The sequence below is a fragment of the Sphingomonas sp. BLCC-B65 genome (assembly GCF_028550675.1).
GTDB lineage: Bacteria > Actinomycetota > Actinomycetes > Actinomycetales > Microbacteriaceae > Microbacterium.
The window spans coordinates 527,719-549,924 of the sequence record NZ_JAQQGL010000001.1; the positions used below are offsets into that span (position 1 = coordinate 527,719).

General features: G+C 68.6%; 22 protein-coding genes and 2 tRNA genes. 9 read left to right on the top strand and 15 right to left on the bottom strand.

Translation table 11 applies throughout. From position 1 onward, the window contains the following. Entirely contained in the window at positions 1-249 is a 249-nt protein-coding gene (locus PP359_RS02565; protein WP_036285474.1) for a hypothetical protein, read from the top strand. Between the two features lie 12 nt (positions 250-261). Here PP359_RS02565 and PP359_RS02570 read toward each other — a convergent pair whose 3' ends face one another. Genes PP359_RS02570 through PP359_RS02580 form a run of 3 tightly spaced genes read right to left on the bottom strand, consistent with a single transcriptional unit; the run spans position 262 to position 2,797 of the window. Further along, positions 262-834: a dihydrofolate reductase family protein gene (locus tag PP359_RS02570; RefSeq protein ID WP_208656998.1), complete on the bottom strand. Its 573-nt coding sequence runs from the start codon at positions 832-834 to the stop codon at positions 262-264. A 47-nt stretch (positions 835-881) separates the two neighbouring features. Further along, the gene (locus PP359_RS02575) at positions 882-2,180 is read right to left on the bottom strand and encodes an MFS transporter (RefSeq protein WP_499249849.1); all 1,299 of its coding nucleotides are present in this window, start codon (positions 2,178-2,180) and stop codon (positions 882-884) included. Further along, positions 2,177-2,797, bottom strand: coding sequence for a winged helix-turn-helix domain-containing protein (locus PP359_RS02580; RefSeq protein ID WP_036316170.1), 621 nt, complete (start codon positions 2,795-2,797; stop codon positions 2,177-2,179). The genes PP359_RS02575 and PP359_RS02580 overlap by 4 nt, the downstream gene beginning before the upstream one ends. Before the next feature lie 71 nt (positions 2,798-2,868). Here PP359_RS02580 and PP359_RS02585 point away from each other — a divergent pair, with 71 nt between their 5' ends. Beyond that, positions 2,869-4,926 carry a M3 family metallopeptidase gene (locus PP359_RS02585; protein WP_499249850.1) on the top strand — a complete coding sequence of 686 codons (2,058 nt, stop codon included), beginning with the start codon at positions 2,869-2,871 and terminating at the stop codon, positions 4,924-4,926. A 49-nt stretch (positions 4,927-4,975) separates the two neighbouring features. On the opposite strand, the gene PP359_RS02590 is transcribed toward PP359_RS02585, so the two are convergent. The 6 genes from PP359_RS02590 to PP359_RS02615 all read right to left on the bottom strand — a co-directional run bounded on the left by PP359_RS02590 (position 4,976) and on the right by PP359_RS02615 (position 10,039). Then, positions 4,976-5,539 carry a hypothetical protein gene (locus PP359_RS02590; protein ID WP_239498587.1) on the bottom strand — a complete coding sequence of 188 codons (564 nt, stop codon included), beginning with the start codon at positions 5,537-5,539 and terminating at the stop codon, positions 4,976-4,978. Between the two features lie 4 nt (positions 5,540-5,543). After that, the gene (clpX, locus tag PP359_RS02595) at positions 5,544-6,812 is read right to left on the bottom strand and encodes an ATP-dependent Clp protease ATP-binding subunit ClpX (protein WP_039416804.1); all 1,269 of its coding nucleotides are present in this window, start codon (positions 6,810-6,812) and stop codon (positions 5,544-5,546) included. A gap of 155 nt (positions 6,813-6,967) precedes the next feature. Next, a complete protein-coding gene (locus PP359_RS02600; RefSeq protein WP_016465112.1) occupies positions 6,968-7,633 on the bottom strand; it encodes an ATP-dependent Clp protease proteolytic subunit in 666 nt (221 codons plus the stop codon). Positions 7,634-7,644: 11 nt separating this feature from the next. After that, positions 7,645-8,229, bottom strand: coding sequence for an ATP-dependent Clp protease proteolytic subunit (locus PP359_RS02605; protein WP_016465111.1), 585 nt, complete (start codon positions 8,227-8,229; stop codon positions 7,645-7,647). Positions 8,230-8,400: 171 nt separating this feature from the next. After that, positions 8,401-9,894: a trigger factor gene (tig, locus tag PP359_RS02610; protein ID WP_499249851.1), complete on the bottom strand. Its 1,494-nt coding sequence runs from the start codon at positions 9,892-9,894 to the stop codon at positions 8,401-8,403. A gap of 71 nt (positions 9,895-9,965) precedes the next feature. Continuing rightward, positions 9,966-10,039 (bottom strand) — tRNA-Pro (locus PP359_RS02615). A gap of 106 nt (positions 10,040-10,145) precedes the next feature. Between PP359_RS02615 and PP359_RS02620 the strand changes: the two genes are divergently transcribed. Further along, positions 10,146-10,219 (top strand) — tRNA-Gly (locus PP359_RS02620). Between the two features lie 45 nt (positions 10,220-10,264). Here the strand turns inward: PP359_RS02620 and PP359_RS02625 are convergent. After that, positions 10,265-10,804, bottom strand: a complete 540-nt coding sequence (locus PP359_RS02625; protein WP_036318334.1) for a gamma carbonic anhydrase family protein — start codon at positions 10,802-10,804, stop codon at positions 10,265-10,267. 156 nt (positions 10,805-10,960) lie between these two features. Between PP359_RS02625 and PP359_RS02630 the strand changes: the two genes are divergently transcribed. Further along, positions 10,961-11,422 carry a Dps family protein gene (locus tag PP359_RS02630; RefSeq protein ID WP_499249852.1) on the top strand — a complete coding sequence of 154 codons (462 nt, stop codon included), beginning with the start codon at positions 10,961-10,963 and terminating at the stop codon, positions 11,420-11,422. Positions 11,423-11,481: 59 nt separating this feature from the next. On the opposite strand, the gene PP359_RS02635 is transcribed toward PP359_RS02630, so the two are convergent. From PP359_RS02635 to PP359_RS02650, 4 genes are read right to left on the bottom strand one after another with little or no spacing between them, the layout of a single operon-like run. Then, positions 11,482-12,978, bottom strand: a complete 1,497-nt coding sequence (locus PP359_RS02635) for an amidohydrolase (protein ID WP_499250806.1) — start codon at positions 12,976-12,978, stop codon at positions 11,482-11,484. A gap of 5 nt (positions 12,979-12,983) precedes the next feature. Beyond that, positions 12,984-13,694, bottom strand: coding sequence for an FMN-binding negative transcriptional regulator (locus tag PP359_RS02640; RefSeq protein ID WP_499249853.1), 711 nt, complete (start codon positions 13,692-13,694; stop codon positions 12,984-12,986). A gap of 7 nt (positions 13,695-13,701) precedes the next feature. Beyond that, positions 13,702-14,700 (bottom strand): Fpg/Nei family DNA glycosylase, encoded by a 999-nt coding sequence (locus PP359_RS02645; protein WP_347417325.1) that lies wholly within the window; start codon positions 14,698-14,700, stop codon positions 13,702-13,704. Then, positions 14,700-15,242, bottom strand: a complete 543-nt coding sequence (locus PP359_RS02650) for a ribose-5-phosphate isomerase (protein WP_036318338.1) — start codon at positions 15,240-15,242, stop codon at positions 14,700-14,702. The genes PP359_RS02645 and PP359_RS02650 overlap by 1 nt, the downstream gene beginning before the upstream one ends. A gap of 90 nt (positions 15,243-15,332) precedes the next feature. Between PP359_RS02650 and PP359_RS02655 the strand changes: the two genes are divergently transcribed. From PP359_RS02655 to pepN, 3 genes are all read left to right on the top strand, one after another. Continuing rightward, complete coding sequence (locus tag PP359_RS02655; RefSeq protein WP_039416813.1) at positions 15,333-15,701, top strand: ArsR/SmtB family transcription factor; 369 nt, start codon at positions 15,333-15,335, stop codon at positions 15,699-15,701. After that, on the top strand, positions 15,698-17,344 hold the full coding sequence (locus PP359_RS02660; RefSeq protein ID WP_499249854.1) for a SulP family inorganic anion transporter: 1,647 nt from the start codon (positions 15,698-15,700) through the stop codon (positions 17,342-17,344). The genes PP359_RS02655 and PP359_RS02660 overlap by 4 nt, the downstream gene beginning before the upstream one ends. Positions 17,345-17,418: 74 nt before the next feature. Further along, on the top strand, positions 17,419-19,965 hold the full coding sequence (gene pepN, locus PP359_RS02665; protein WP_499249855.1) for an aminopeptidase N: 2,547 nt from the start codon (positions 17,419-17,421) through the stop codon (positions 19,963-19,965). Between the two features lie 4 nt (positions 19,966-19,969). Here pepN and PP359_RS02670 read toward each other — a convergent pair whose 3' ends face one another. Further along, on the bottom strand, positions 19,970-20,344 hold the full coding sequence (locus tag PP359_RS02670) for an SdpI family protein (protein ID WP_167487143.1): 375 nt from the start codon (positions 20,342-20,344) through the stop codon (positions 19,970-19,972). A gap of 138 nt (positions 20,345-20,482) precedes the next feature. On the opposite strand from PP359_RS02670, the gene PP359_RS02675 reads away from it, so the two are divergent. Together PP359_RS02675 and PP359_RS02680 are read left to right on the top strand one after the other, a co-directional pair. Further along, complete coding sequence (locus tag PP359_RS02675) at positions 20,483-21,394, top strand: ABC transporter ATP-binding protein (RefSeq protein ID WP_378793422.1); 912 nt, start codon at positions 20,483-20,485, stop codon at positions 21,392-21,394. Continuing rightward, positions 21,391-22,206 carry an ABC transporter permease gene (locus PP359_RS02680; protein ID WP_499249856.1) on the top strand — a complete coding sequence of 272 codons (816 nt, stop codon included), beginning with the start codon at positions 21,391-21,393 and terminating at the stop codon, positions 22,204-22,206. The genes PP359_RS02675 and PP359_RS02680 overlap by 4 nt, the downstream gene beginning before the upstream one ends.

Genomic DNA, 22,206 nt, shown 5'->3' on the forward strand with positions numbered 1-22,206 from the left:
ATGCAGCTCGGGACACGCTGGACCAGCGGCGACGAGCCGCCGGCGGCCGTTCCTGCCGTCCTGCGACCGCAGATCCACGCTGTCGATCGCGCCCTACCCGGCGACGACCTCGGCCAGCCGCGCCCTCGCTGGACGCTGACCTTCTTGGAGGGGCGCCCGATCGCCGAGTTGGACACCGGCGTGATCGTGGAGGCCACGGCATCCGGTGAGGTGCTCGTGCGGCACGACGACGAGGATGAGTTCGGCTGAGAACGGGCGCTCCTAGGTGAAGGACGGCGTCGGCGGCAGGACGTCGTAGACGAGCCGGGCGAAGGGCCCAGCCGCGTGAGCAGAGCGCAAGGAGAGGCGCTCTGCTTCGATGCGCCGGGGCAGCAGCGGCGCCCCTGCGCCGAGCGTGACGGGCGCGACCGACACGGCGATCTCGTCGAGGGCACCCGCGTCGAAGAACTGACCCGCCAGGTCTCCGCCCCCCACGACCCAGATGTCACGGTCTCCTGCCGACGCGCGGATCCGCGGCAGCGCCGCAGCGACCGCACCGGAGACGAAGGTGACATCGGCGCCCGCGGGAATCGGCAGCGCGCGCGTGGTGAAGACGAACGTGGGCGTGTCGCCATAGAGCTCTCGCCAGCGCTCGGGGTGCACCAGCAGATCCTCCGCCGCGAGTACCCACTCGTACGTCGTCGCCCCCTCCACCAGAGCGCCGGCGTTCGAGGGAAGCAGGTCTGGATCGGGGTCGGTCCCGCCGGCCGCAGCGAAGAGCCACTCGAGTGAGCCGTCCGTATCGGCGATGAAGCCGTCGAGCGAAACGGCGGTGTCGAAGATGATTCGGCCCATGCCGACGACAGTAGGGGTCTGCTCTGACATCGCCGCCTCGAGCGCCGTCAAGCGATCTCCGCTCCCGCCTGTCGCGTCCCCGCGATGAGCAGTCGCATGCCGAGGAGAGCGACGATCGCCGTCGCGGCGCCACCGATGAGGAAGGGCAGGCGCAGATCGATCCGCGCGACGAGGCCGCCGAGGATCGTGGCGATCGGGAACAGCCCCCAGGTGAGGGTGCGCGTGATGCCGAGCACGCGGCCGAACATGTCGGGCGGGATGATCTGCTGACGCAGGCTGCCCCACGGCACGTTCCAGATCGACACCGCGCACGCGGCGGTTGCGAAGGCGAGGATGGCCGTCCAGACCGACGGTGCGATGCCGGTGAGAAGCATCGCGACACCTCCGCTGAGGATTGCTGCGAACATCACCGTGCCCCGCCCCCATCGAGCCACCAGACGCGGCGCGAGCAGCGATCCGCACAGGGCGCCTACCCCGAGACCGGCGGTGACGAACCCGATGGCAGCGGCCGGGACGGCCAGCGCGTCGACGAAGAAGAGGACGATGACCGCCTGCGCGAAAGCCAGCGCGCTTCCGGTGAACGAGGTGAACACGACCATCGTGCGCAGATAGCGGTGATGCCACAGGTAGGCGAGCGCCTCCCGCGCCCCCGAGCGCTGTGCAGCAGGACGAGCGGCGTCGTCGGGGTCGGCCGGCGCGCGAAGCGGCCGAGCCGCCGAAAGGGGAAGCAGCAGAGCGAGGACGACCGGGACAAGGTACCCCGCCGAACCGATCCAGAGCGGCAGGGCGAGGGAGACGGCGAACAGGATGCCGGAGATCGGGGTGGCGATGAAACTGTCGACGGTCACCTGAGCAGCCTGGATCCACCCGTTCGCGCGATCGAGTTGATCACGCTCGACCACGCCGGGGATGACCGCATTCGTGGCGTTGTCGAACAGCGTCTCGCCCAGGCCGAACACCAGCGTGCCGACGAACAGCGCCCAGAGGCTCAGGCTGCCGGAGGCACCGAGGACGGCGAGCCACAGCGCCACGCTTCCCCGGATCACGTTCGCCAACGCCATGACGTAGCGCCGATCCAGGCGGTCGACGATCATCCCCGCGGGCAAGCCGAAAATCAACCACGGCACGAACGCCAATGCCGACAGCACCGAGATCACCAGCGGGTCGGAGCTCAGCGTGATGGCGATCAGGGGCACCGCCGTGCGTCCGACACCGTCGGCGAGGTTGCTGAAGACCGCCGCCGACCACAGCGTGCGAAAACCCCGCCCGAGCGGGGCCCGGTGGGCGGCTGGCATCGGCGAGGACGCCGGTGCCCCGGCATCCTCGTGAGTGGCGGGAGTCGTCATGAGCTGAGTCCGTCTTCGGGGAGCGGGAAAACGTCGGTGCGGATGCTGATGGGATGGAGGTCCTCGCCGGTCTGATCGCGGTAGAGGTCGCCGTAGCGCAGCACGAGCTCGTGCATCTCGGTGATGAGCGCCTCCGTCTGTGCCGGAGTGAGTCGCAACGTCGAGGTGGCGACCATCGCGTTGGCTTCGTCGAGGCCGTCGGGAGAGGCCAAGCTCTCGGTCACGTAGCGCATCAACTGCTGGTGACGCCGCGTGAGGAACTCGCTCATGACGAGTTGCGTGGCCGCCTTGCCGGCGGGCGTCTTCATCGCCTCCGGGTTGGTGAAGGAGATGCCGCCGCGGGGCCGCTCCCACCAGCGCTCGCGTCCCGTGCCGCGGTCACTGATCTCTCGGATGAGGTCGTGCTTCGCGAGTGCGCGCAGGTGGTAGCTGGTTGCCCCGGACGACTCCCCCGTCATCGCCGCCAAGGAACTGGCCGTCTGCGGGCCGTACTGGTTGAGGATGTCGAAGATCTCGATCCGCAGCGGGTGGGCGAGGGCGCGCAGCGCTCCGGCGTCGAGTCGGCGCTCTTCGGCGCGTCCCGTTACGGATCCGTCGGGTGCATCATCGGGGGTCATGATGCAAAGCTACTCTTGCAAAGAATGCTTTGCAACCAGATCTTTGGAGATTTCCGGCCTACGCTGGAGGGATGATCGACGTCGACTCCAATCCTCTGCTGGCACCCTCTTCACTGCCCTACGGCCTCCCCGACTACTCGTCGATCGCCCCGGCGCACTATCTCCCCGCGTTCATGGAGGGGTTCGCGCGGCACCGCAGCGAGATCGATGCCATCGTCGCTGACGAGTCCGCCCCCACCTTCGAGAACACGATCGTCGCGTTGGAGCGCGCCGGAGAGCTCTTGGGCCAGGTGGCGCGCACCTTCTACACGGTCTCCTCCGCCGACGCGACGCCCGAGATCCAGGAGATCGAAGAGACGCTCGCGCCGCTGATGGCCGCCCATCACGATGCCGTGCAATTGGACGGCGCGCTCTTCGCGAGAGTACGGGCCGTTTTCGACAGTCGCGACGAACATGCGCTGAGCGCAGAGGAGCGCTATCTGGTCGAACGTCGATTCCGCGAGATGGCTCATGCCGGCGCGGGGCTCGACGATGCCGAGAAGCAGCAGCTCACGGATCTCAACCAGCGGCTGTCGGTGCTCACGACGACGTTCGAGAAGAATCTGCTCGCGGACACGAACGACCTCGCCGTCGTCTTCGACTCCGCGGACGAGCTCGACGGCCTGACGGACGGTGAGTTGTCTGCCGCCGCGCAGAATGCCGCGGACCGCGGACTCGAGGGACGCTACGTCGTGACGCTCACGCTCTTCACCGGGCATCCGTACCTGTCGAGCCTCACGCGCCGCGAGAGCCGCCGACGTCTGCTCGCGGCCTCGCGATCGCGTGGCTCGCGCGGCAACGCGAACGACAATCGCGACGTGCTGCGTCAGATCGTGCGCCTGCGTGCGCAGCGGGCTGCGCTCCTCGGATACGAGAACCACGCCGCCTACGTGACCAGCGACGAGACGGCCGGCTCTCCCGAGGCCGTCCGTGCGCTGTTGCGGCAGCTCGCTGCACCGGCGGCGGCCAACGCGCGTGCGGAGCAGGCGGCGCTGCAGGCGATGGTGGACGCTGAGCCCGAGTCGTTCCCGCTCGAAGCGCACGACTGGGCGTTCTATACCGAGCGTGTGCGCGAAGCGGAGTATGCCGTGGATCGCACGGCACTGCGGCCCTGGTTCGAGGCGGAGCGGGTGCTCGTCGACGGGGTCTTCTTCGCCGCGACCTCGCTGTACGGCATCACGTTCACCGAACGTCCCGATCTTCCCGCCTACCACCCCGACGTGCGCGTCTTCGAAGTGCACAACGCCGACGGATCCGCGCTCGGCCTGTTCCTCTTCGACCTCTACACGCGCGACACCAAGCGCGGCGGGGCATGGATGAACTCCATCGTGACGCAGTCGCACCTGCGCGGTACGCGTTCGATCGTCGTGAACAACCTCAACGTGCCCAAGCCGGCGGCCGGCAAGCCGACGCTCCTGACGCTCGACGAGGTCACGACGATGTTCCACGAGTTCGGGCACGCGCTGCACGGTCTGTTCGCGACGGTGACCTTCCCGCACTTCGCCGGCACCGCGGTCTTCCGCGACTTCGTGGAGTTCCCGAGTCAGGTGAACGAGATGTGGATCCTCTGGCCGGAGGTGCTCTCCTCGTATGCTCGGCACATCGACACAGGCGAGCCGTTGCCCGCCGACGTCGTCGCCCGCCTGCACGCCTCCGAAGCCTTCAACCAGGGGTTCGCCACGAGTGAGTACCTGGCCGCGGCGTGGCTCGACCAGGCATGGCACGGCGTGAACGTCGAGGAGGCCGGTGCGGTGACGGACGTCGCCGCGTTCGAGGCAGCGGCGCTGGCGGACATCGGTCTGCACAATCCGGTCGTGCCGACGCGGTACTCGTCCACCTACTTCGCTCACGTGTTCTCGGGCGGCTACAGCGCGGGCTACTACTCGTACATCTGGAGCGAAGTGCTCGACGCCGACACGGTCGAGTGGTTCGCGGAGAACGGGGGCTTGACCCGCGCCGGTGGCGATCGCTTCCGCGACCGCGTGCTCGGAGTGGGCGGCTCGAAGGACCCGTTGGAGGCGTACCGTGACTTCCGCGGGCGGGATGCCGACATCGCGCCTCTGCTGGTGCGGCGAGGACTCGGAAGCTGACGAGCGGGCGGGAGGCGGTGTGCGATGGCGCCACCTCCCGCTGCCTCGCTCAGGGTGTCGCCGAGGGAATCGGAAGGGGCGTCGCTGACGGCGAGGGGGCCGCGGACGCGGGGAGGGTCGGCGTCGAGGACGGAATCGAGGCGGGGCATTCGATCGGCCGATAGGACGAGCGACCCTGCCGCACGTGGAACCGGAAGCACTCCGTGGCGCTTCCTGCGGCGACACCGGGCTGGAAGAGTTCGCGGGACGGTTGCGGTTGGACGCTCACGCGCAGGCGGACGTCGATGCGTGCCCCGTCGGGATCGGACGTCGACCCGCGCCACGAATACGCGTGGACGTCTGCTCCCCCGACCGTCCCGATGAACTCGGCGGCGGCGAGCGTCTGTGCATCCACACCCGGGCCCGGCTGGTTCACCCGCCGTTGCAGCTCGCGTGCCGCCATGTCGACGCGCGCATGCGCGATCGATTCTCCGTCGCGCGGGCCGAAGGCGTGCATGAAGGTGACGGCTCCGACACCGACGAGGATGAGGGTGGCCATCACGATCGCGACGGTGACGCGGAGCACGCGAACGGCCTTGGAGGGCTGCTCGGGTGACGTGTTCGGCGCGGACACCGCGTCAGGCGCTCTTGCGCTTGTGCTCCAGCACGAGGGTCGGCGGAGCTCCTTCAGTCACGGCTGCGCGGGTCACGATGACCTTGGCGACGTCGTCGGTGGAGGGGATGTCGAACATGATGGGACCGAGGACGTCCTCGAGGATGGCGCGGAGGCCGCGCGCGCCGGTCTTGCGCGCCACGGCGAGGTCGGCGATCGCGCGAAGCGCATCGTCCTCGAACTCCAGCTCTGCACCGTCGAGTTCGAACATGCGCTGATACTGCTTCACGAACGCGTTCTTCGGCCCGGTGAGGATCTCGATGAGCGCGGCCTGGTCGAGCGGCGCCACGGAGGTCACGACGGGCAGTCGACCGATGAACTCGGGGATCAGGCCGAACTTGTGAAGGTCTTCGGGCTGCACCTCGCCGAAGAGGTTCAGATCTTCCGACTTTCGGTGCAGGGGTGCCCCGAACCCGATGCCGTGCTTGCCGACACGCGCCGAGATGATGTCCTCGAGACCGGCGAAGGCCCCCGCGACGATGAACAGGACGTTGGTGGTGTCGATCTGGATGAACTCCTGGTGCGGGTGCTTACGACCGCCTTGCGGAGGCACGGACGCGACCGTCCCCTCCAGGATCTTCAGGAGCGCCTGCTGAACGCCTTCGCCTGACACATCGCGGGTGATCGAGGGGTTCTCGGCCTTGCGCGCGATCTTGTCGACCTCATCGATGTAGATGATGCCGGTCTCGGCGCGCTTCACATCGAAGTCTGCGGCCTGCAGGAGCTTCAGCAGGATGTTCTCGACGTCTTCGCCGACGTAGCCGGCCTCGGTCAGTGCGGTCGCATCCGCAACGGCGAAGGGCACGTTGAGGCGCTTTGCGAGCGTCTGGGCGAGGTAGGTCTTTCCGCAGCCGGTGGGACCGAGCAGGAGGATGTTGCTCTTCGCGATCTCCACCTCGTCGGCACGTTGCTCGGCCGACTGCAGGGTGCCGTGGGCGCGCACACGCTTGTAGTGGTTGTAGACGGCGACGGCGAGAGCCCTCTTCGCCGGTTCCTGACCGACGACGTACTCCTCGAGGAACGAGAAGATCTCGCGAGGCTTGGGGAGGTCGAAGTCGCTGACGACACCGTCCGAAGACTCGGCCATGCGTTCTTCGATGATCTCGTTGCACAGCTCGACGCATTCGTCGCAGATGTAGACGCCGGGACCGGCGATCAACTGCTGCACCTGCTTCTGGCTCTTGCCGCAGAAGGAGCATTTGAACAGGTCGGCGCTCTCACCGATGCGAGCCATGGTGCTCCTCCTCCAGAAAACTCTCAGGGATGCGATTCGAGCCTAACCGCTGCGACCGACATCTCGCCGGATTGCGACACGGTTGTGAAACTCTGCGCACCTGACGAGGCCCCGCGGTCGAAGCGACGGCGGGGCCTGTGTCGGGTGGTGCCCGGTCAGGAGGTGAGCGCAGCCGGAACGCGCTTGCGCGAGGTCAGCACCTGGTCGACGACGCCGTACTCGAGCGCTTCGGAGGCCGACAGGATCTTGTCGCGGTCGATGTCCTTGTGCACCTGCTCCTGCGTGCGGTTGGTGTGGCGCGCCATCGTCTCCTCCAGCCATGTGCGCATGCGCATGATCTCGGCGGCCTGGATCTCGATGTCCGATGCCTGACCGTGTCCCGACTCGCCGACGGCGGGCTGGTGCATCAGGATTCGGGCATTGGGCAGTGCCAGCCGCTTGCCCGGGGCCCCGGCAGCGAGCAGCACGGAGGCGGCGGAGGCTGCCTGCCCCAGGACGACCGTCTGGATCTCCGGAGACACGAACTGCATCGTGTCGTAGATGGCGGTCATCGCGGTGAAGGAGCCGCCCGGCGAGTTGATGTACATGATGATGTCGCGGTCCGGGTCCTGAGACTCGAGCACAAGCAGCTGCGCCATGACATCGTCGGCCGACGCGTCGTCGACCTGGACGCCGAGGAAGATGATCCGATCCTCGAACAGCTTGTTGTACGGATCCTGACGCTTGTAGCCGTAGGCGGTGCGCTCCTCGAACTGCGGCAGGATGTAGCGGCTGGAGGGCATCTGGAAGCCCTGCGGGATGCCGGCAGTGGGCATGTTCATTCTCAGCTCCTTCAGTTCTTGGTGCCGCCGCCGCCGATGACATCGGTGGCCGACTCGCGGATGTGGTCGACGAAGCCGTACGCCAGGGCCTCCTCGGCGGAGAACCACCGATCGCGGTCGCCGTCGGCGTTGATCTGCTCGACCGACTTGCCGGTCTGGGCGGCGGTGATCTCGGCGAGACGCTTCTTCATGTCGAGGATGAGCTGTGCCTGCGTCTGGATGTCGCTCGCCGTGCCGCCGAAGCCGCCGTGCGGCTGGTGCAGCAGCACGCGGGCGTTCGGCGTGATGTAGCGCTTGCCCTTGGTGCCGGCGGTGAGCAGCAGCTGTCCCATCGAGGCGGCCATGCCGATGCCGACGGTGACGATGTCGTTCGGGACGAACTGCATCGTGTCGTAGATCGCCATGCCCGCGGTGATCGAGCCGCCGGGCGAGTTGATGTAGAGGTAGATGTCCTTCTCGCTGTCTTCGGCCGCGAGAAGCAGGATCTTGGCGCAGATCTCGTTCGCGTTCTCGTCGCGCACCTCCGACCCCAGCCAGATGATGCGGTCTCTCAGCAGTCTGTCGAAGACGCTCGTAGCGACAAGTGGTTCAGCCATGGATACTCCTGATTCCGGGTTTCCGTACGCCATTGAATCTATCTGCGCAGGCAGGCCGCCTCGCCCGTGTTCGCCGTCGGCGGAGCCTCGTGTCGCGTGCGCCGCCCGGACGACGCCGAAGGGCCGGATGCCGCAGCATCCGGCCCTTCAGGGGGAACGATCCCGGGCGACTTACTCCGCGTCGGCCTTCTTCGCCGGCGCCTTCTTGGCGGCGGGCCTCTTCGCGGCGGGCTTCTTCGCGGCCGGCTCCTCGGCGGCATCCGCGTCGGCCTTCTTGGCCGCGGGCTTGCGCGCGGGCGCCTTCTTCGCCGGCTTCGCCTCTGCGGCGGCCGCCTCATCGGCGATCTCCTCCGCCTCCGCGACGACCTCTGCCTCTGCCTCTGCCTCATCCTCGACGACGAAGCCGGTCAGGTCGACCGCCTTGCCGTTGGTGTCGACGACCGACACCTTGCCGAGGGCGATCGCGAGGGCCTTGTTGCGGGCGACCTCGCCGACCATGGCGGGCAGCTGCCCACCCTGCTGAAGAGCGTCGACGAACTCCTGGGGAGCCATACCGTACTGCGCGGCCGACTGGATGAGGTACTGCGTCAGCTCCTCCTGCGAGACCTGCACGTCGTGAGCCTCGGCAAGCTTGTCGAGGATCATCTGCGTGCGGAACTGCTTCTCGCTGGCCTCGGTGACTTCGGCACGGTGCTCGTCGTCCTCCAGGCGGCCCTCGCCCTCGAGGTGCGTGTGCACCTCGTCCTCGACCAGCTGCGCCGGCACCGGGATCTCGACCTTGGCGAGCAGCGCCTCGATGAGCTTGTCGCGCGCCGCAGCGCCCTGGAGGTACACCGACTGCTCCGAGACACGCTCGGCGAGGCTCTCGCGCAGCTCTGCGATGGTGTCGAACTCGCTGGCCATCTGCGCGAAGTCGTCGTCGGCCTCGGGCAGCTCGCGCTCCTTGACGGCGGTGACGGTCACCGAGACCTCCGCCTCCTGGCCGGCGTGGTCGCCGCCGACGAGGGAGCTGCGGAACGTCGTGTCCTCACCGGCGGTGAGCGACTCGACGGCCTCGTCGATGCCCTCGAGCAGCTCGCCCGAGCCGACCTCGTACGACACGCCCTCTGCGCGGTCGATCTCCGCGCCGTCGATCGTTGCGACGAGGTTCAGCTCGACGAAGTCGCCCTTGGCTGCGGGACGGTCGACGGTCACCAGCGTGCCGAAGCGGCCGCGCAGGCGGTCGAGCTCCGCATCGACGGCGGCCGCGTCGGTCTCGACGGCGTCGATCTCGACGGTGACGTCGTCGAGGGCCGGCAGATCGAACTCGGGACGCACGTCCACCTCGACCTCGACCTTGAGGTCACCGGAGAAGTCCTTGTCGCTGGGCCATTCGATGACCTCGGCCGACGGACGGCCGACGATGCGCACCTCGTTGGCGGTGACGGCTTCGCGGTAGAAGGCATCCAGTCCCTCGCTGACCGCGTGCTCGATGACGGCACCACGGCCGACGCGCTGGTCGATGATCGGGGCGGGAACCTTGCCCTTGCGGAAACCGGGGATCTGGATGTCCTGGGCGATGTGCTCGTACGCGTGCGAGATGCTCGGCTTGAGCTCGTCCGGGGTGACCGTGATGTGCAGCTTGACCCGCGTGGGGCTGAGCTTCTCGACGGTGCTGGTGACCATGCCTGTGTTCTCCTCGTGTCCGGACGCGCACGTGCGCGTCCGTGGTTTCTTAGGTCTGGGGGTCGTTCGTGTCGGGGCGACAGGATTTGAACCTGCGGCCTCCCGCTCCCAAAGCGGGCGCTCTACCAAGCTGAGCTACGCCCCGGGCGCGCACTCACCTTTTCAGGTCGCGTGCGCCGAATAACGGCCGTTGGTCAGTCTAGCCGACAAGACCTTGTAGACTCTTCGGGATGCCGCTCGCAAGCGGCCTCGGGGATGTAGCTCAATGGTAGAGCCTCAGTCTTCCAAACTGATGGTGCGGGTTCGATTCCCGTCATCCCCTCCACATGAGCATCGAGGGGCCTGCGACAAGATCACGGGCGTGGCAAGATCAGCGCCCGTCGGATGCCGTCGCGTGCGCGGTCGAGTGCGCCCGATAGATCTGGGCGTTGCGGAGGATACCGGCCTTCTCTTCGGCGGTGAGCTCGCGGCGCACCTTGGCGGGGACACCGGCCACAAGCGATCCATCCGGAATGACGGTCCCCTCCAGCACCACCGCTCCCCCGGCGATGAGGCATCCCGAACCGATGACCGCGCCAGAGAGAACCACGCTGCCCATCCCGATCAGTGAGCCGTCGCCGATCGTGCATCCGTGGACGACCGCGTTGTGACCGACCGACACGTTCCGCCCGATGATCACGGGGTGATCGGCATCCACGTGCACCGAGACATTGTCCTGCAGGTTGCTTCCGGCTCCCAGAGCGATCGAAGCGCTGTCGCCGCGCACGACGGCGTTGTACCAGACACTCGCGCCCTCTTCGAGAGTGACGTCACCGACGACACGCGCGCCCGAGGCGACGAACGCGGTCTCGTGCAGCACCGGCCGACCGGCAGGGATGGACAGAATCGAGGCGTCTTCGGCGATCGTCATGAGGCCGACGATAGTCTCCGTATCAAATTCACGGCCCGTCCGTAAGCCCAGCCTTCTCTTCCTTGCGGAATGCGAGGCGCTCGCTAGCGTTGTCATCAACGTGGGAGACCCACGACGAATGGAGACGAGATCATGACCAAGACGCAGAACATTTCCATGACCGCTGCCGGCCCCGAGGCGGCCGCCGGCACCGCCCAGTTCCTGACGCCCGTGGTTCTCGGACTGCAGGCTCTCGCCGTCAACGGCAAGCAGGCGCACTGGAACGTGCGCGGCGCGAACTTCATCGCGATCCATGAGCTGCTCGACCAGGTCGTCAGCAACGCCCAGGGCTTCGCCGACCTGGCCGCCGAGCGCATCGTCGCCCTCGGCCTGCCTCTCGACGCGCGCGTGTCCACCGTCGCGGAGAAGACCGGAGCGACCGCGGTTCCCGCGGGCTTCGCGCAGTGGCAGGACGAGATCGTCTCCATCGTCTCGGACATGGATGACGTCATCGCCGACGTGCAGGCCGCGATCGACGGCCTCGACGAGACCGACCTCACCAGCCAGGACGTCGCGATCGCGATCAAGGCCGGCCTCGAGAAGGACCGTTGGTTCCTCTCGGCCCACCTCGCCGCGTAACGACGGCTCGCCACGAACGCCCCGGGATCGGATCCCGGGGCGTTCGTCGTTGCTCGGGCTCACCCCACGTGTGTGAGGCGGCCTTCGATCATGGTCGCGTGTGCGCGCGTCGCGCGCAGATCCGCCTCCGCGGCCGTCAGCGGGTCGCGGTCGACGACCACGAGGTCGGCGATGTCGCCGGGAAACAGCGCCGAGCCGGTGTGCGAGCCGCCCTCCGTGGACGCGGCGAGGGCGGTGGCGGCATCCACTCCCTCGTCCGGGCGCCAGGCCGGGTGGCCATCGCGCGTGCGGAACACGGCGGCCGCCATCGCGGCCCAGGGGTCGAGGGCCGCGACCGGCGCGTCGGATCCGAACAGAAGGTTCGCCCCTGTTGCGGCGAGCGAGCGCAGCGCGTACGGCACACTCGTCTGTGTCGCCCAGATCGTGTCGGTCATGTCGCGGTCATCGATCGCATGCTCGGGTTGCACGCTCGCGCCGACGCCGAGCCTCCCGAAGCGCGGGATATCCGCATGCGCGACCAACTGCGCGTGTTCGATCGTCCCCGTCGCTCCCGTGCCGGCGAAGGCGTCGAGAGCGTGCGAGTTCGCGACGTCGCCGATGGCGTGGACGGCACAGGCCAGGCCTCCCCCGGTGGCGCGCGTCATCAGGTCGACGAGCACCTCCGGCGTCACGGTCAGCACGCCGTGGTTGTGCGGATCGTCGGGGTAGGCGTGCGAGCACGCCGCCGTCCGGGTGCCGAGCGACCCGTCGGTGATGATCTTGAGCGGACCGACCCGCACGAGTCCCGCGGCGTCCAGGGCATCACCCGACGCCAGTCCCTCCGACAGGGCGCGATCGAGCTGCGGTGGATAGATGCCGAAGCGCACGCGGGTCGTGTCGAAGCCGGCGGACAGGCGACGCCGCCACGCGTCGGCGTTCCACGCCATGTCGAGATCGACGATGCCCACGACCCCGCGAGCTGCAGCCGCGCTCAGCGCGTCGCCGACAAGGCGATCGCCCTCCAGAGGATCGGCGGCGTTGAGCCTGCGCGAGATCTCGAAGGCGGGCTCTTCGCGGAGAACGCCGCTGTCGTCGGGCGCGAACCCTTCACGACGCAACGCCGCCGTGTTGAGCCACACGCTGTGCACATCGGCGTTGATGAGATACGTCGGAACGTCGCCGGTCGCTGCATCCAGGGTCGCGAGTGACATCTCATCGGGCCACAGTGCGTCACGGAAGCCCGTTCCGACCCGGCGGCCGTCGGCCAACGGTGCGGTGCGGCCCATGATCGCTGCAGCCTCTGCGGCCGATCTGACTCCGCCCAGCGCCACGCGCTGCGCGACGAGCGCCCACTGGACTGTGTGCACGTGGTGGTCCCAGAGTCCCGGGATCACCCAGCCGCCATCCGCGTCGAGCACCTCGCCGCGTCGGGGAAGCGCGCGCGACGGGGCGATGTCGACGATCCGCCCCTGGGTGAGGTGGATGTCGACCGGGTCGTCACCGAACGGGTCGAGACGCTCCGCACCCGTCAGGCGGGCATCGGCGATCACGTCGACGGTCGCGCCTCGCGGCGGCATCCCGTTCACAACTCCTCCTCACGACCTGGCGACGGCGACGGCGACGGCTGCCCCGGCCCGTTCAGGCGGAGTTGTGCACCACGCGCGGCCCGCAGGGCCTCGTGCGCGCGGCGCATCTCCCCGGCCAGGCGCGGGTCGGCGTAGGGACTGCCGGCTTCCAACTGTTCGACGATCTCGTCAACGGTCTCGTCTGGTCGGTTCTGACTCAGCTTGCGCTTGGCCACCACCTTCGTGGGCGTCAGGCGGAAGCCGACCGTGCCCCGTTCCAGTCGGCGGATGAAGTCTTCGTCGTTGGGCGGCTGCCACATCAGCCGCGGCTGGGGCAGTGCGCTCTCGAAGCGTGCCACCAGCCGCTCCAACACACGGAGATTCTCGTCCGGGGTGAGGATCTCGGGGATGCCGGAGAGGTGCACGGCGACGTAGTTCCAGGTCGGGACGTTCGGCCCCGGCAGGTACCACTGCGGCGAGATGTACCCGTGCGGCCCCTGGGCGATCACCAGCAGCTCGTGCTGTCCCAGGCCGTGGATCGCATCGTCCGGCTTGCCGACGTGACCGACGACCGTGAGGTCGTCGTGGTCGTCGTCCAGGAGCACGGCGTAATGCGAGGCGACCAGACCGTCAGGGCCGTGGCTCACGAGCGTCATCCAGGGGTTCTCGTCGAGGATGCGACGCAGCTCCGCGACGTCGGTCACGGTGAAGCTCGGGTTCTGTCTCATCGATGCCTCACTTCTGGCAGTTCGGGCACCAGTAGAGCTTTCGGGCGGCCATCTCCTCGAGCACGATCTCGGTGCCGCAGACGCGACAGGGCAGCCCGGCGCGGTGGTACACCCAGTGCCGATCATCGCGACTCGCCATCGCGCGCCGGTAGGCCTCGGGATCGAGGTCGTCCATGGTCATCATCTGACCCGTCTCGACTCCGATCACGAGCAGGCGCGTCCAGTCGCGCCAGAGCTGTCGGACGAGCTCTTCGGGAACGATCTTTCCGGGCGTGTGCGGGTCGAGCAGTGCGCGGTACAGCAGCTCGGCGCGGTAGACGTTGCCGATGCCGCTGACGACGGACTGGTCCATGAGCAGAAGGCCGATCGGCGTCGCCTTGCGGCGGACGGCCGCGACGAAGCGCTCCTCCCCCTCGGCGAGATCATCGACCAGAGGGTCGGGTCCGAGCTTCGCGATCGTCGCCTGCACCTCGTCCGGCGTCTGCAGCTCGCAGGCGGTGGGGCCTCGGAGGTCCGCGGAGGTGACGGCGGTGAGCAGGCGCAGCCGAACCTGTCCGACGATCGGCGGAGGCCACGCGGTCTCGTCGGCGCCGTCGAGGCCGCGTGTCTGCTCGCTCATCCGGACGTGCACGCGAGCCTTGCGCGGTGCGCCGATCGAGCTCAGCGAGTTCTCGCCGGCGGCGTCGTAGACGGCACCGAGGTCGGTTCCCCGTTGATTGGTCTGTCCCATGCGGCCGTTGGCCGAGGCGATGGTGGGGTCGATCTCGATCTCGCCTGCGAAGTCCCACGCGCCGTACATGCCGAGGTGCACACGCAGCCAGACGTCGCCGTCGAAGGCGAGGAACATCTGCTTGCCGACGGCGCGCACCTCTAGGGCTTCACGGCCGTCGACGACCGCGGCGCCCTCGGCGAAGCGGCCCTGCGGACTGGATGCCGAGACCTCTCGTCCGACGAAGTTCCGATCGAACTGGCGCGCGATGCGGTGTACGGAGTGACCTTCGGGCATCAGCCGGCTTCGGGATCCATCGCGTCGACGGACTCGCCACCGGCCGGCGCCGACGTCCCCGCCCGCGGGTCGGGAACCAGAGTGCCGTCCGTCTCGAATGCGGCCAGCTGAGCGATGCGGCGCGCGTGGCGCTCCTCACCCGAGAACGGTGTCGCGATGAAGCGGTCGATGAAGGCGATCGCCTCATCAACGGTGTGCTGGCGCGCGCCGATGGAGATCACGTTGGCATCGTTGTGCTCCCGCGCCAGCTCGGCCGTGGCGATGCTCCACACGAGCGCCGCCCGGATGCCGCGTACCTTGTTGGCGGCGATCTGCTCGCCGTTACCCGATCCGCCGAAGACGACGCCCAGCGTCTCGATCCCGGCGGCCTGGTCGCGCACGACGGCCTGGGCGGCACGGATGCAGAAGGCGGGGTAGTCGTCGAGCGGGTCGTACTCGATCGGGCCGTGGTCCACGACGTCGTGGCCCTGCTCCGCGAGGTGGTGCTGCAGCTGCGTCGAGAACTCGAGCCCCGCATGATCGGTGGCGATGTGGATGCGCATGCCCCCATCCTAGGGAGCGCTCGGCGTCACTGCGGCGTCGCTGCGACGTCACTGTGGCGCCGCAGCACGTGTCGATATGATGGATTGATCATGCCATTCACCCAGAGTCAGCGTCCCCTCTACGAGGTCAAGGCGAACCTCTTCAAAGGCCTCGCGCACCCCTTCCGCATTCGCCTTCTCGAACTGCTCGCCGGGGCCGAGGAGGTGCGCGTCGCGGACCTCCAGGCGGAGACCGGGCTGGAGGCGTCCCACTTGTCGCAGCACCTCTCCGTGCTGCGCCGTCACCGCCTCGTCGAGTCCGAGCGCCGCGCCAGTCACGTCTATTACCGGTTGGCCGATCCCCGCGTCGCGGACCTGCTGACCGCGGCGCGCGAGCTGCTTCTCGGCATCCTGAGCGCGGACGGCGACCTCCTCGTCGATGCGCAGTCGTTGCCCGCCCTGCCGGCGGCGCGCTCGTGAACCTGCGGGTCCGCACCCTGCTGCCCTCGCGCGCGGACTACGCGGGTCTCGCGCGCTCGTGGCGCGGTGACCTTGTCGCGGGTGTGACGGTGGGGATCGTCGCCCTCCCCCTGGCGCTGGGCTTCGGCGTGAGCGCGGGCCTCAGCGCGGAGGCGGGCCTGGTGACGGCCGTCGTGGCCGGGGTGCTCGCGGCGGTGTTCGGTGGCTCCCACGTCCAGGTCTCCGGACCCACCGGAGCGATGGTCGTCGTCCTGGTCCCGATCGTGGCCACACGTGGGCCGGGCGCCGTCGTGGTGGTGACGCTGTTGGCGGGCATCCTGGTGATGCTCGCCGGTGTGCTGCGACTCGGGCGGGCGGTCTCGTTCATCCCGTGGCCGGTCATCGAAGGATTCACGCTCGGCATCGCGGTGATCATCTTCGCCCAGCAGATCCCGGCACTCGTATCCCCCCATGTCGCGGGCGCGAGCGAGCACAGCTCCAACGCGATCGTCGCAGCCGTGCAGGCCGTCACCGATCTCGATCCCGCGTATGCCGCGTGGGCGCTGGGAGCCGTCGGCATCGTCGTTGTCTGCATGTGGGGCGCCCCTCGGTTGCACCGCGGCGTTCCCGGTTCTCTGGTCGGCATCGTCGTCGTCGCCGCCGCGGCGCTCGTCGTCGGCGCTCCGCTGGCGCGGATCGGCGCCCTCCCCGGCACGCTGCCCGCTCCCGCTGTGCCGGCGATCGATCTTTCGAGCCTCACGGCTCTGGCCGCTCCCGCGGCGACGGTTGCGGCCCTGGCCGCGATCGAATCGCTCCTGTCCGCCCGCGTCGCGGCGAGCCTCGGGGACACGGGCACGTACGACCCCGACCGCGAGCTCGTCGGGCAGGGGCTCGCCTCGATCGGTTCATCGCTGTTCGGTGGAATGCCCGCGACCGGAGCGATCGCGCGCACTGCCGTGAACGTCCGCTCCGGCGCCCGCAGCCGCCTCGCCGCGGTGACGCATGCCGTCGTCCTGCTCCTGGTTGTGCTCGCGGCCGCCGGCCCCGTCGGGCAGATCCCTCTCGCCGCCCTGGCGGGCGTGCTGATGGTCACCGCGGTCCGGATGGTGCACGTGGAAACCGTGCGGGCCATTCTGCGCTCCACGCGCGCGGATGCCGTGGCCTTCGTCGCCACGGCCGTCATCACCGTCTCGTTCGATCTGATCGTGGCGGTCGTCATCGGAGTCGCCTTCGCCGGATTCTTCGCGCTGCGCGGCATGTCGCAAGCGTCACAGGTGCGGCGGGAAGACGTGCGTGGACACACGCAGCCCGGTGACGAGCGCATCGCGATCCTGCGCTTCGACGGACCGCTGTCGTTCACCTCGGCAGACCGGGTGTCGGCCGAGGTCGACGCGATTCGAGACGTCTCGGTCGTCATCATGCGGATGAGTCAGCTCGAACTGGTCGATGCGACCGGGGCGCACATGCTCGGCGAGCTCACGCAGGCGCTGGAGCGCCGCGGCATCACGGTGCTGATCAAGGGGGTGCAGCCCCGACACGAAGAGCTATTCCGTTCGGTGGGCGTGCTGGCGGCTCTCCGTCACCACAACCACCTGTTCGCCGATCTGCCCTCCGCTATCGCACACGCCCGCACCCACGTGCAGCGCGAAACGGCGACCGCGTAGGCTGGTCGGGTTGCCGTCGGCGCCAGCAGTGCCGGATGGTTCAGACCACACCCCTCACCCACGGGAGTACCGCAGTGCCTGGAGAGAACCTCACCCGCATCGAGGCGCAGGAGCGCCGCGCCATCGTCGAGACGCAGTCGTACGACATCGCGCTCGACCTCACTCGTGGCCCGGAGGTGTTCGGCTCACGCACGGTCGTGCGCTTCGGCGCCACCGAGGGGGCCTCGACCTTCATCGACCTCATCGCCCGCGATGTGCGTGAGATCACCCTGAACGGTGACGCCGTGGAGGTGTCCGCCTTCGCCGACTCCCGCATCGCCCTGGAGGGTCTGCGCGCGCAGAACGAGCTCATCGTCGACGCCGACTGCCTGTACACCAACACGGGTGAAGGCCTGCACCGCTTCGTCGACCCGGTCGACGGCGAGGTCTATCTCTACTCGCAGTTCGAGGTTCCCGACTCCCGCCGCGTCTTCGCCGTGTTCGAGCAGCCCGATCTGAAGGCGACGTTCCGCTTCACCGTCACGGCCCCCGCCGCCTGGAAGGTCATCTCCAACTCCCCCACGCCCGAGCCGGTGCCCGGCGACGGTGGCGCCGCGATCTGGGCGTTCGAGCCCACCCCGCGGATTTCTTCCTACATCACGGCGATCGTCGCCGGCCCGTACGAGGCGACCTTCAGCGAGCTGACCAGCGCTTCGGGCGCCGTCGTTCCGCTCGGTGTCTACGGCCGCAAGAGCCTCTGGCAGCACCTCGACGCCGAGTACATCTTCGACAAGACTCGCCAGGGATTCGCGTACTACGAGGAGAAGTTCGGCGTCCCCTACCCGTTCGCCAAGTACGACCAGCTCTTCGTCCCCGAGTTCAACGCGGGGGCGATGGAGAACGCCGGTGCAGTGACGTTCACCGAAACCTACGTCTTCCGCAGCAAGGTGACCGACGCCGTCAAGGAGCGCCGCGTCGTCACGATCCTGCACGAACTCGCCCACATGTGGTTCGGCGACCTCGTGACCATGAAGTGGTGGAACGACCTCTGGCTCAACGAGTCGTTCGCCGAGTGGGCGTCGACCATCGCCACAGCCGAGGCGACCGAGTGGACCGAGGCGTGGACGACTTTCAACGCGATGGAGAAGACCTGGGCCTACCGCCAGGATCAGCTTCCCTCCACGCATCCGGTCGTCGCCACGATCAACGACCTCGAAGACGTCCAGGTCAACTTCGACGGCATCACCTACGCCAAGGGTGGATCCGTGCTCAAGCAGCTGGCGGCGTGGGTGGGCATCGACGCCTTCTTCGCGGGCGTCGGTCAGTACTTCCAGAAACACGCGTTCGGCAACACCGAGCTGTCCGACCTGCTGGTCGAGCTCGAGGCGACGAGCGGCCGCGACCTGTCCGGCTGGTCGCAGAAGTGGCTCGAGACCGCGGGCGTCAACACGCTGGCGCCGGAGCTTCGCGTGAGCGATGACGGCGTCATCTCGCGGTTCGCCATCGTGCAGACCGCGCCGGCCGACTACCCCACGATCCGTCCGCACCGCCTCGGCGTCGGCTTCTATGCGCTCGAGGGCGGAGCGCTCGTGCGCACGCGCCACATCGAACTGGATGTCGACGGCGACCTCACCGAGGTGCCCGAGCTCGTCGGTGAACGTCAGCCCGACCTCATCCTGTTGAACGACGACGACCTCGCCTACGCGAAGATCCGTCTCGATGCGAGATCGCTCACCACCGCGATCGACCACCTCGCCGGCATCAGCGACCCGCTGGCGCGCTCGCTCGTGTGGGGTGCGGCCTGGGACCAGACGCGGGATGCCGAAGCGTCGGCATCCGACTACATCGACCTGGTGCTGCGCAACATCGGCGCCGAGACCGAGTCGACGACGGTACGCACGACCCTCGCGCAGCTGCAGCTCGCCGCGAACGCCTACGTCGCCCCGGACAAGCGCGAGGCCGCGCGGGTACGCGTCGCCAACGGGCTGTGGGAACTGGCTCAGGATGCCGAGGCGGGCAGCGACAGCCAGCTGCAGTTCGTGACCGCCTTCGCCTCGGCGGCGGCGACTCCCGCCCAGTGGGAGACGGTGCGCACCCTGCGCGACGGCGAGCTGACGCTGCCGGGACTCGAGATCGACGCCGACCTCTCGTGGGCGTTGCTGGTGTCGCTGGCAGCAGGTGGTTTCGTCTCGGCCGAGCAGATCGATGCGGCGCTGGCTGCAGACAACACGGCCAAGGGCGGAGAGTTCGCAGCGCAGGCGAAGGCGGCCCTGCCCACGGTCGACGCCAAGCGCGCGGCGTGGGCGTCGCTCGTCGACAGCGCCGATCTGCCGAACACCGTCGTGCGCTCGGCCGCTCTCGGATTCGTGCACCCGGCCGGCGTCGCGGCGCTGGAGTCTTTCGTCCAGCCGTACTTCGACATGCTGCTGCCGGTCTGGGAGTCGCGGACCTACCAGATCGCGAACTACCTGATTACGGGGCTGTATCCCGCGCCACTGGCTTCTCTCGCACTGCGCGACGCGACCCGCCAGTGGCTCGCCGCCCACGCCGACGCGCCGGCCGCCCTTCGCCGACTCGTCAACGAGAATCTCGCCGGTGTCGAGCGCGCCCTCGCCGTGCAGGAGCGCGACGCCGACCGCTGAGGCGTCACCGCGGGCGTCGGGCCGCGCGCGTATATTCGCGCGAGGCCCGACGCGCGGGAAAGAACCCCACGATGATCCACACGAGAGCCCAGACGACTGCCGTCCCGAGTGCGGCGGCCGCCGCGTCGGGGCCCACCGTCGGGGCGAGAACGATCGAGAGCACCGCGCCGAAGGCCGTCCCTGCGGCGGCGACGTAGACCGACGCGGATGTCGCGCGGTTGACGACCCGCCAGGCCTCTGCATCGTGGAGCGTCAGGCGACTGCGATAGCCGAGCAACGCGTTGCGCGGAAGACTGCCCGTGTGAGCACTGCGTGCCCACCACGCGAGCAGCGCGGCGAAGCCCGCAAGGGCGAGAGCGCCCACACCTGTCTCGATCATCCTGTGTCCCCTGTCGTCAAGTTCCATCCTGACGACGACGGGATCGCGCGTGATCGTCCGCGAGGACGACATCTGATGTCGCTGATCTCATCCTCCCGCAGGATGTGGTGCCGACCTCCGTCGCCGTAGCGTCGAAGCATGATTGTTGCGGAGAACCTCACCAAGAGATACGGAAGCACCACCGCCGTCGACGACGTCTCGTTCGCGGTGCGACCCGGGCAGGTGACCGGCTTCCTCGGCCCCAACGGCGCGGGAAAGTCGACGACGATGCGAATGATCGTCGGGCTGGACGCCCCCTCGTCCGGCAGCGTCAGCGTGGGCGGACACCGCTACGCGCGGAGCCGCTCGCCGCTCACCGAAGTCGGCGTGCTCCTCGACGCGAAAGCCGTGCACACCGGACGTTCGGCGCGAGGACACCTGCGTGCGATGGCCGCGACCCACGGCATCCCGAATTCCCGCGTCGACGAGGTGATCGCCCTGACGGGTCTCGAGGCGGTCGCCGGCAAGCGAGCGGGAAAGTTCTCGCTGGGCATGGGACAGCGGCTCGGCATCGCGGCGGCACTTCTCGGCGACCCGCAGACGCTGATTCTCGACGAGCCGGTCAACGGCCTCGACCCCGAAGGCGTGCGATGGGTGCGACAGCTCGTCCGTCACCTCGCCGGTGAGGGCCGTACCGTGCTGCTGTCGAGCCACCTGATGAGCGAGATGTCGCAGACCGCCGACCACGTGATCGTCCTGGGCCGTGGTCGCGTGCTCGCCGACGCGCCGCTTCCCGAGCTGGTGCGGGCATGGACACGCAACGAAGTGCTCGTTCGCACCCCTCGAGCGACAGACCTCGTCGGCGTGCTCGCGTCGCCGGACGTCACGGTCACCGACGCCGGGGACGGATCCCTGCTGGTCGCGGGTGTCAGCGCGCGCGCCATCGGCGACCTCGCCGCGGATCGCGGCATCCCCCTGCACGAGCTCACCCCACGGACCGGGTCGCTCGAAGAGGCATACATGGCGCTCACCGAGGGCTCCGTGCAGTACAAGACGAAGGAGATCGCATGACCACCGCGACCGCCCCGATGGCATCGTCCGCTGCGCAGACACGTGCCGCGGCCTCGCCCTACCACCTCACGTTCGCCCGCGTCGTTCGCAGCGAGTGGCTCAAACTGCTGTCGCTGCGCTCGACCTGGTGGTCGCTCGCGATCACCGTTGCGCTCTCGGTGGGCATCTCGTTGCTGATGGCCTCGGCCCTGCGTGACTTCGACGCGGGGTTCGCGCCGGTGATGGTCATCGTCATGCCGATGCAGTTCACGATGCTCGTCGCCGGCATCCTGGGAGCGATCGCCATCACCGGGGAGTACTCCACGGGGATGATCCGCTCGACTCTGACGGCAGAGCCGCGTCGTGGCGCCGTGCTGGTCGCGAAGGCCCTCGTCGTGGCGGTCGTCCTGGCCCTGACCACCGCGGTGACCTACGCGATCGCCGTGCTGACGACGGCACCGATCCTCAAGACGGCGATCGACTGGTCGGATCCCACGCTGTCCTGGTTCCCGCTGCTGGCGGGTGTGTTCGCCATGGCGATGTTCGCCCTGATCGGCCTCGGCTTCGGCTTCATCGTGCGCAACGGCGCCGGTGCGATCGCGGCCACGGTGGGGGTGCTGTTCGTGCTGCCCATCGTCCTCAGCATGTTCTCCTTCGCCGGCGAAGGCTGGAAGTGGATCGTGGATGCCAGCGCGTACCTGCCCATGTCGGGTGCGCAGTCCGCCACCACCGCCGGCGGCGAGGACGTGATGCGCGGCCTGGTGACCCTCGCCGCGTGGCCCGCTGCGCTGCTGCTGGGAGCGTGGGCGAGCCTGCGCAGTCGGGACACCTGA

Coding starts and splice junctions, on each gene's coding strand:
- PP359_RS02565 (WP_036285474.1), top strand. CDS start 1: ATGCAGCTCGGGACACGCTGGACCAGCGGCGACGAGCCGCCGGCGGCC.
- PP359_RS02570 (WP_208656998.1), bottom strand. CDS start 834: ATGGGCCGAATCATCTTCGACACCGCCGTTTCGCTCGACGGCTTCATC.
- PP359_RS02575 (WP_499249849.1), bottom strand. CDS start 2,180: ATGACGACTCCCGCCACTCACGAGGATGCCGGGGCACCGGCGTCCTCG.
- PP359_RS02580 (WP_036316170.1), bottom strand. CDS start 2,797: ATGACCCCCGATGATGCACCCGACGGATCCGTAACGGGACGCGCCGAA.
- PP359_RS02585 (WP_499249850.1), top strand. CDS start 2,869: ATGATCGACGTCGACTCCAATCCTCTGCTGGCACCCTCTTCACTGCCC.
- clpX (WP_039416804.1), bottom strand. CDS start 6,812: ATGGCTCGCATCGGTGAGAGCGCCGACCTGTTCAAATGCTCCTTCTGC.
- PP359_RS02600 (WP_016465112.1), bottom strand. CDS start 7,633: ATGAACATGCCCACTGCCGGCATCCCGCAGGGCTTCCAGATGCCCTCC.
- PP359_RS02605 (WP_016465111.1), bottom strand. CDS start 8,229: ATGGCTGAACCACTTGTCGCTACGAGCGTCTTCGACAGACTGCTGAGA.
- tig (WP_499249851.1), bottom strand. CDS start 9,894: ATGGTCACCAGCACCGTCGAGAAGCTCAGCCCCACGCGGGTCAAGCTG.
- PP359_RS02625 (WP_036318334.1), bottom strand. CDS start 10,804: ATGACGATCGCCGAAGACGCCTCGATTCTGTCCATCCCTGCCGGTCGG.
- PP359_RS02630 (WP_499249852.1), top strand. CDS start 10,961: ATGACCGCTGCCGGCCCCGAGGCGGCCGCCGGCACCGCCCAGTTCCTG.
- PP359_RS02635 (WP_499250806.1), bottom strand. CDS start 12,978: ATGCCGCCGCGAGGCGCGACCGTCGACGTGATCGCCGATGCCCGCCTG.
- PP359_RS02640 (WP_499249853.1), bottom strand. CDS start 13,694: ATGAGACAGAACCCGAGCTTCACCGTGACCGACGTCGCGGAGCTGCGT.
- PP359_RS02645 (WP_347417325.1), bottom strand. CDS start 14,700: ATGCCCGAAGGTCACTCCGTACACCGCATCGCGCGCCAGTTCGATCGG.
- PP359_RS02650 (WP_036318338.1), bottom strand. CDS start 15,242: ATGCGCATCCACATCGCCACCGATCATGCGGGGCTCGAGTTCTCGACG.
- PP359_RS02655 (WP_039416813.1), top strand. CDS start 15,333: ATGCCATTCACCCAGAGTCAGCGTCCCCTCTACGAGGTCAAGGCGAAC.
- PP359_RS02670 (WP_167487143.1), bottom strand. CDS start 20,344: ATGATCGAGACAGGTGTGGGCGCTCTCGCCCTTGCGGGCTTCGCCGCG.
- PP359_RS02675 (WP_378793422.1), top strand. CDS start 20,483: ATGATTGTTGCGGAGAACCTCACCAAGAGATACGGAAGCACCACCGCC.
- PP359_RS02680 (WP_499249856.1), top strand. CDS start 21,391: ATGACCACCGCGACCGCCCCGATGGCATCGTCCGCTGCGCAGACACGT.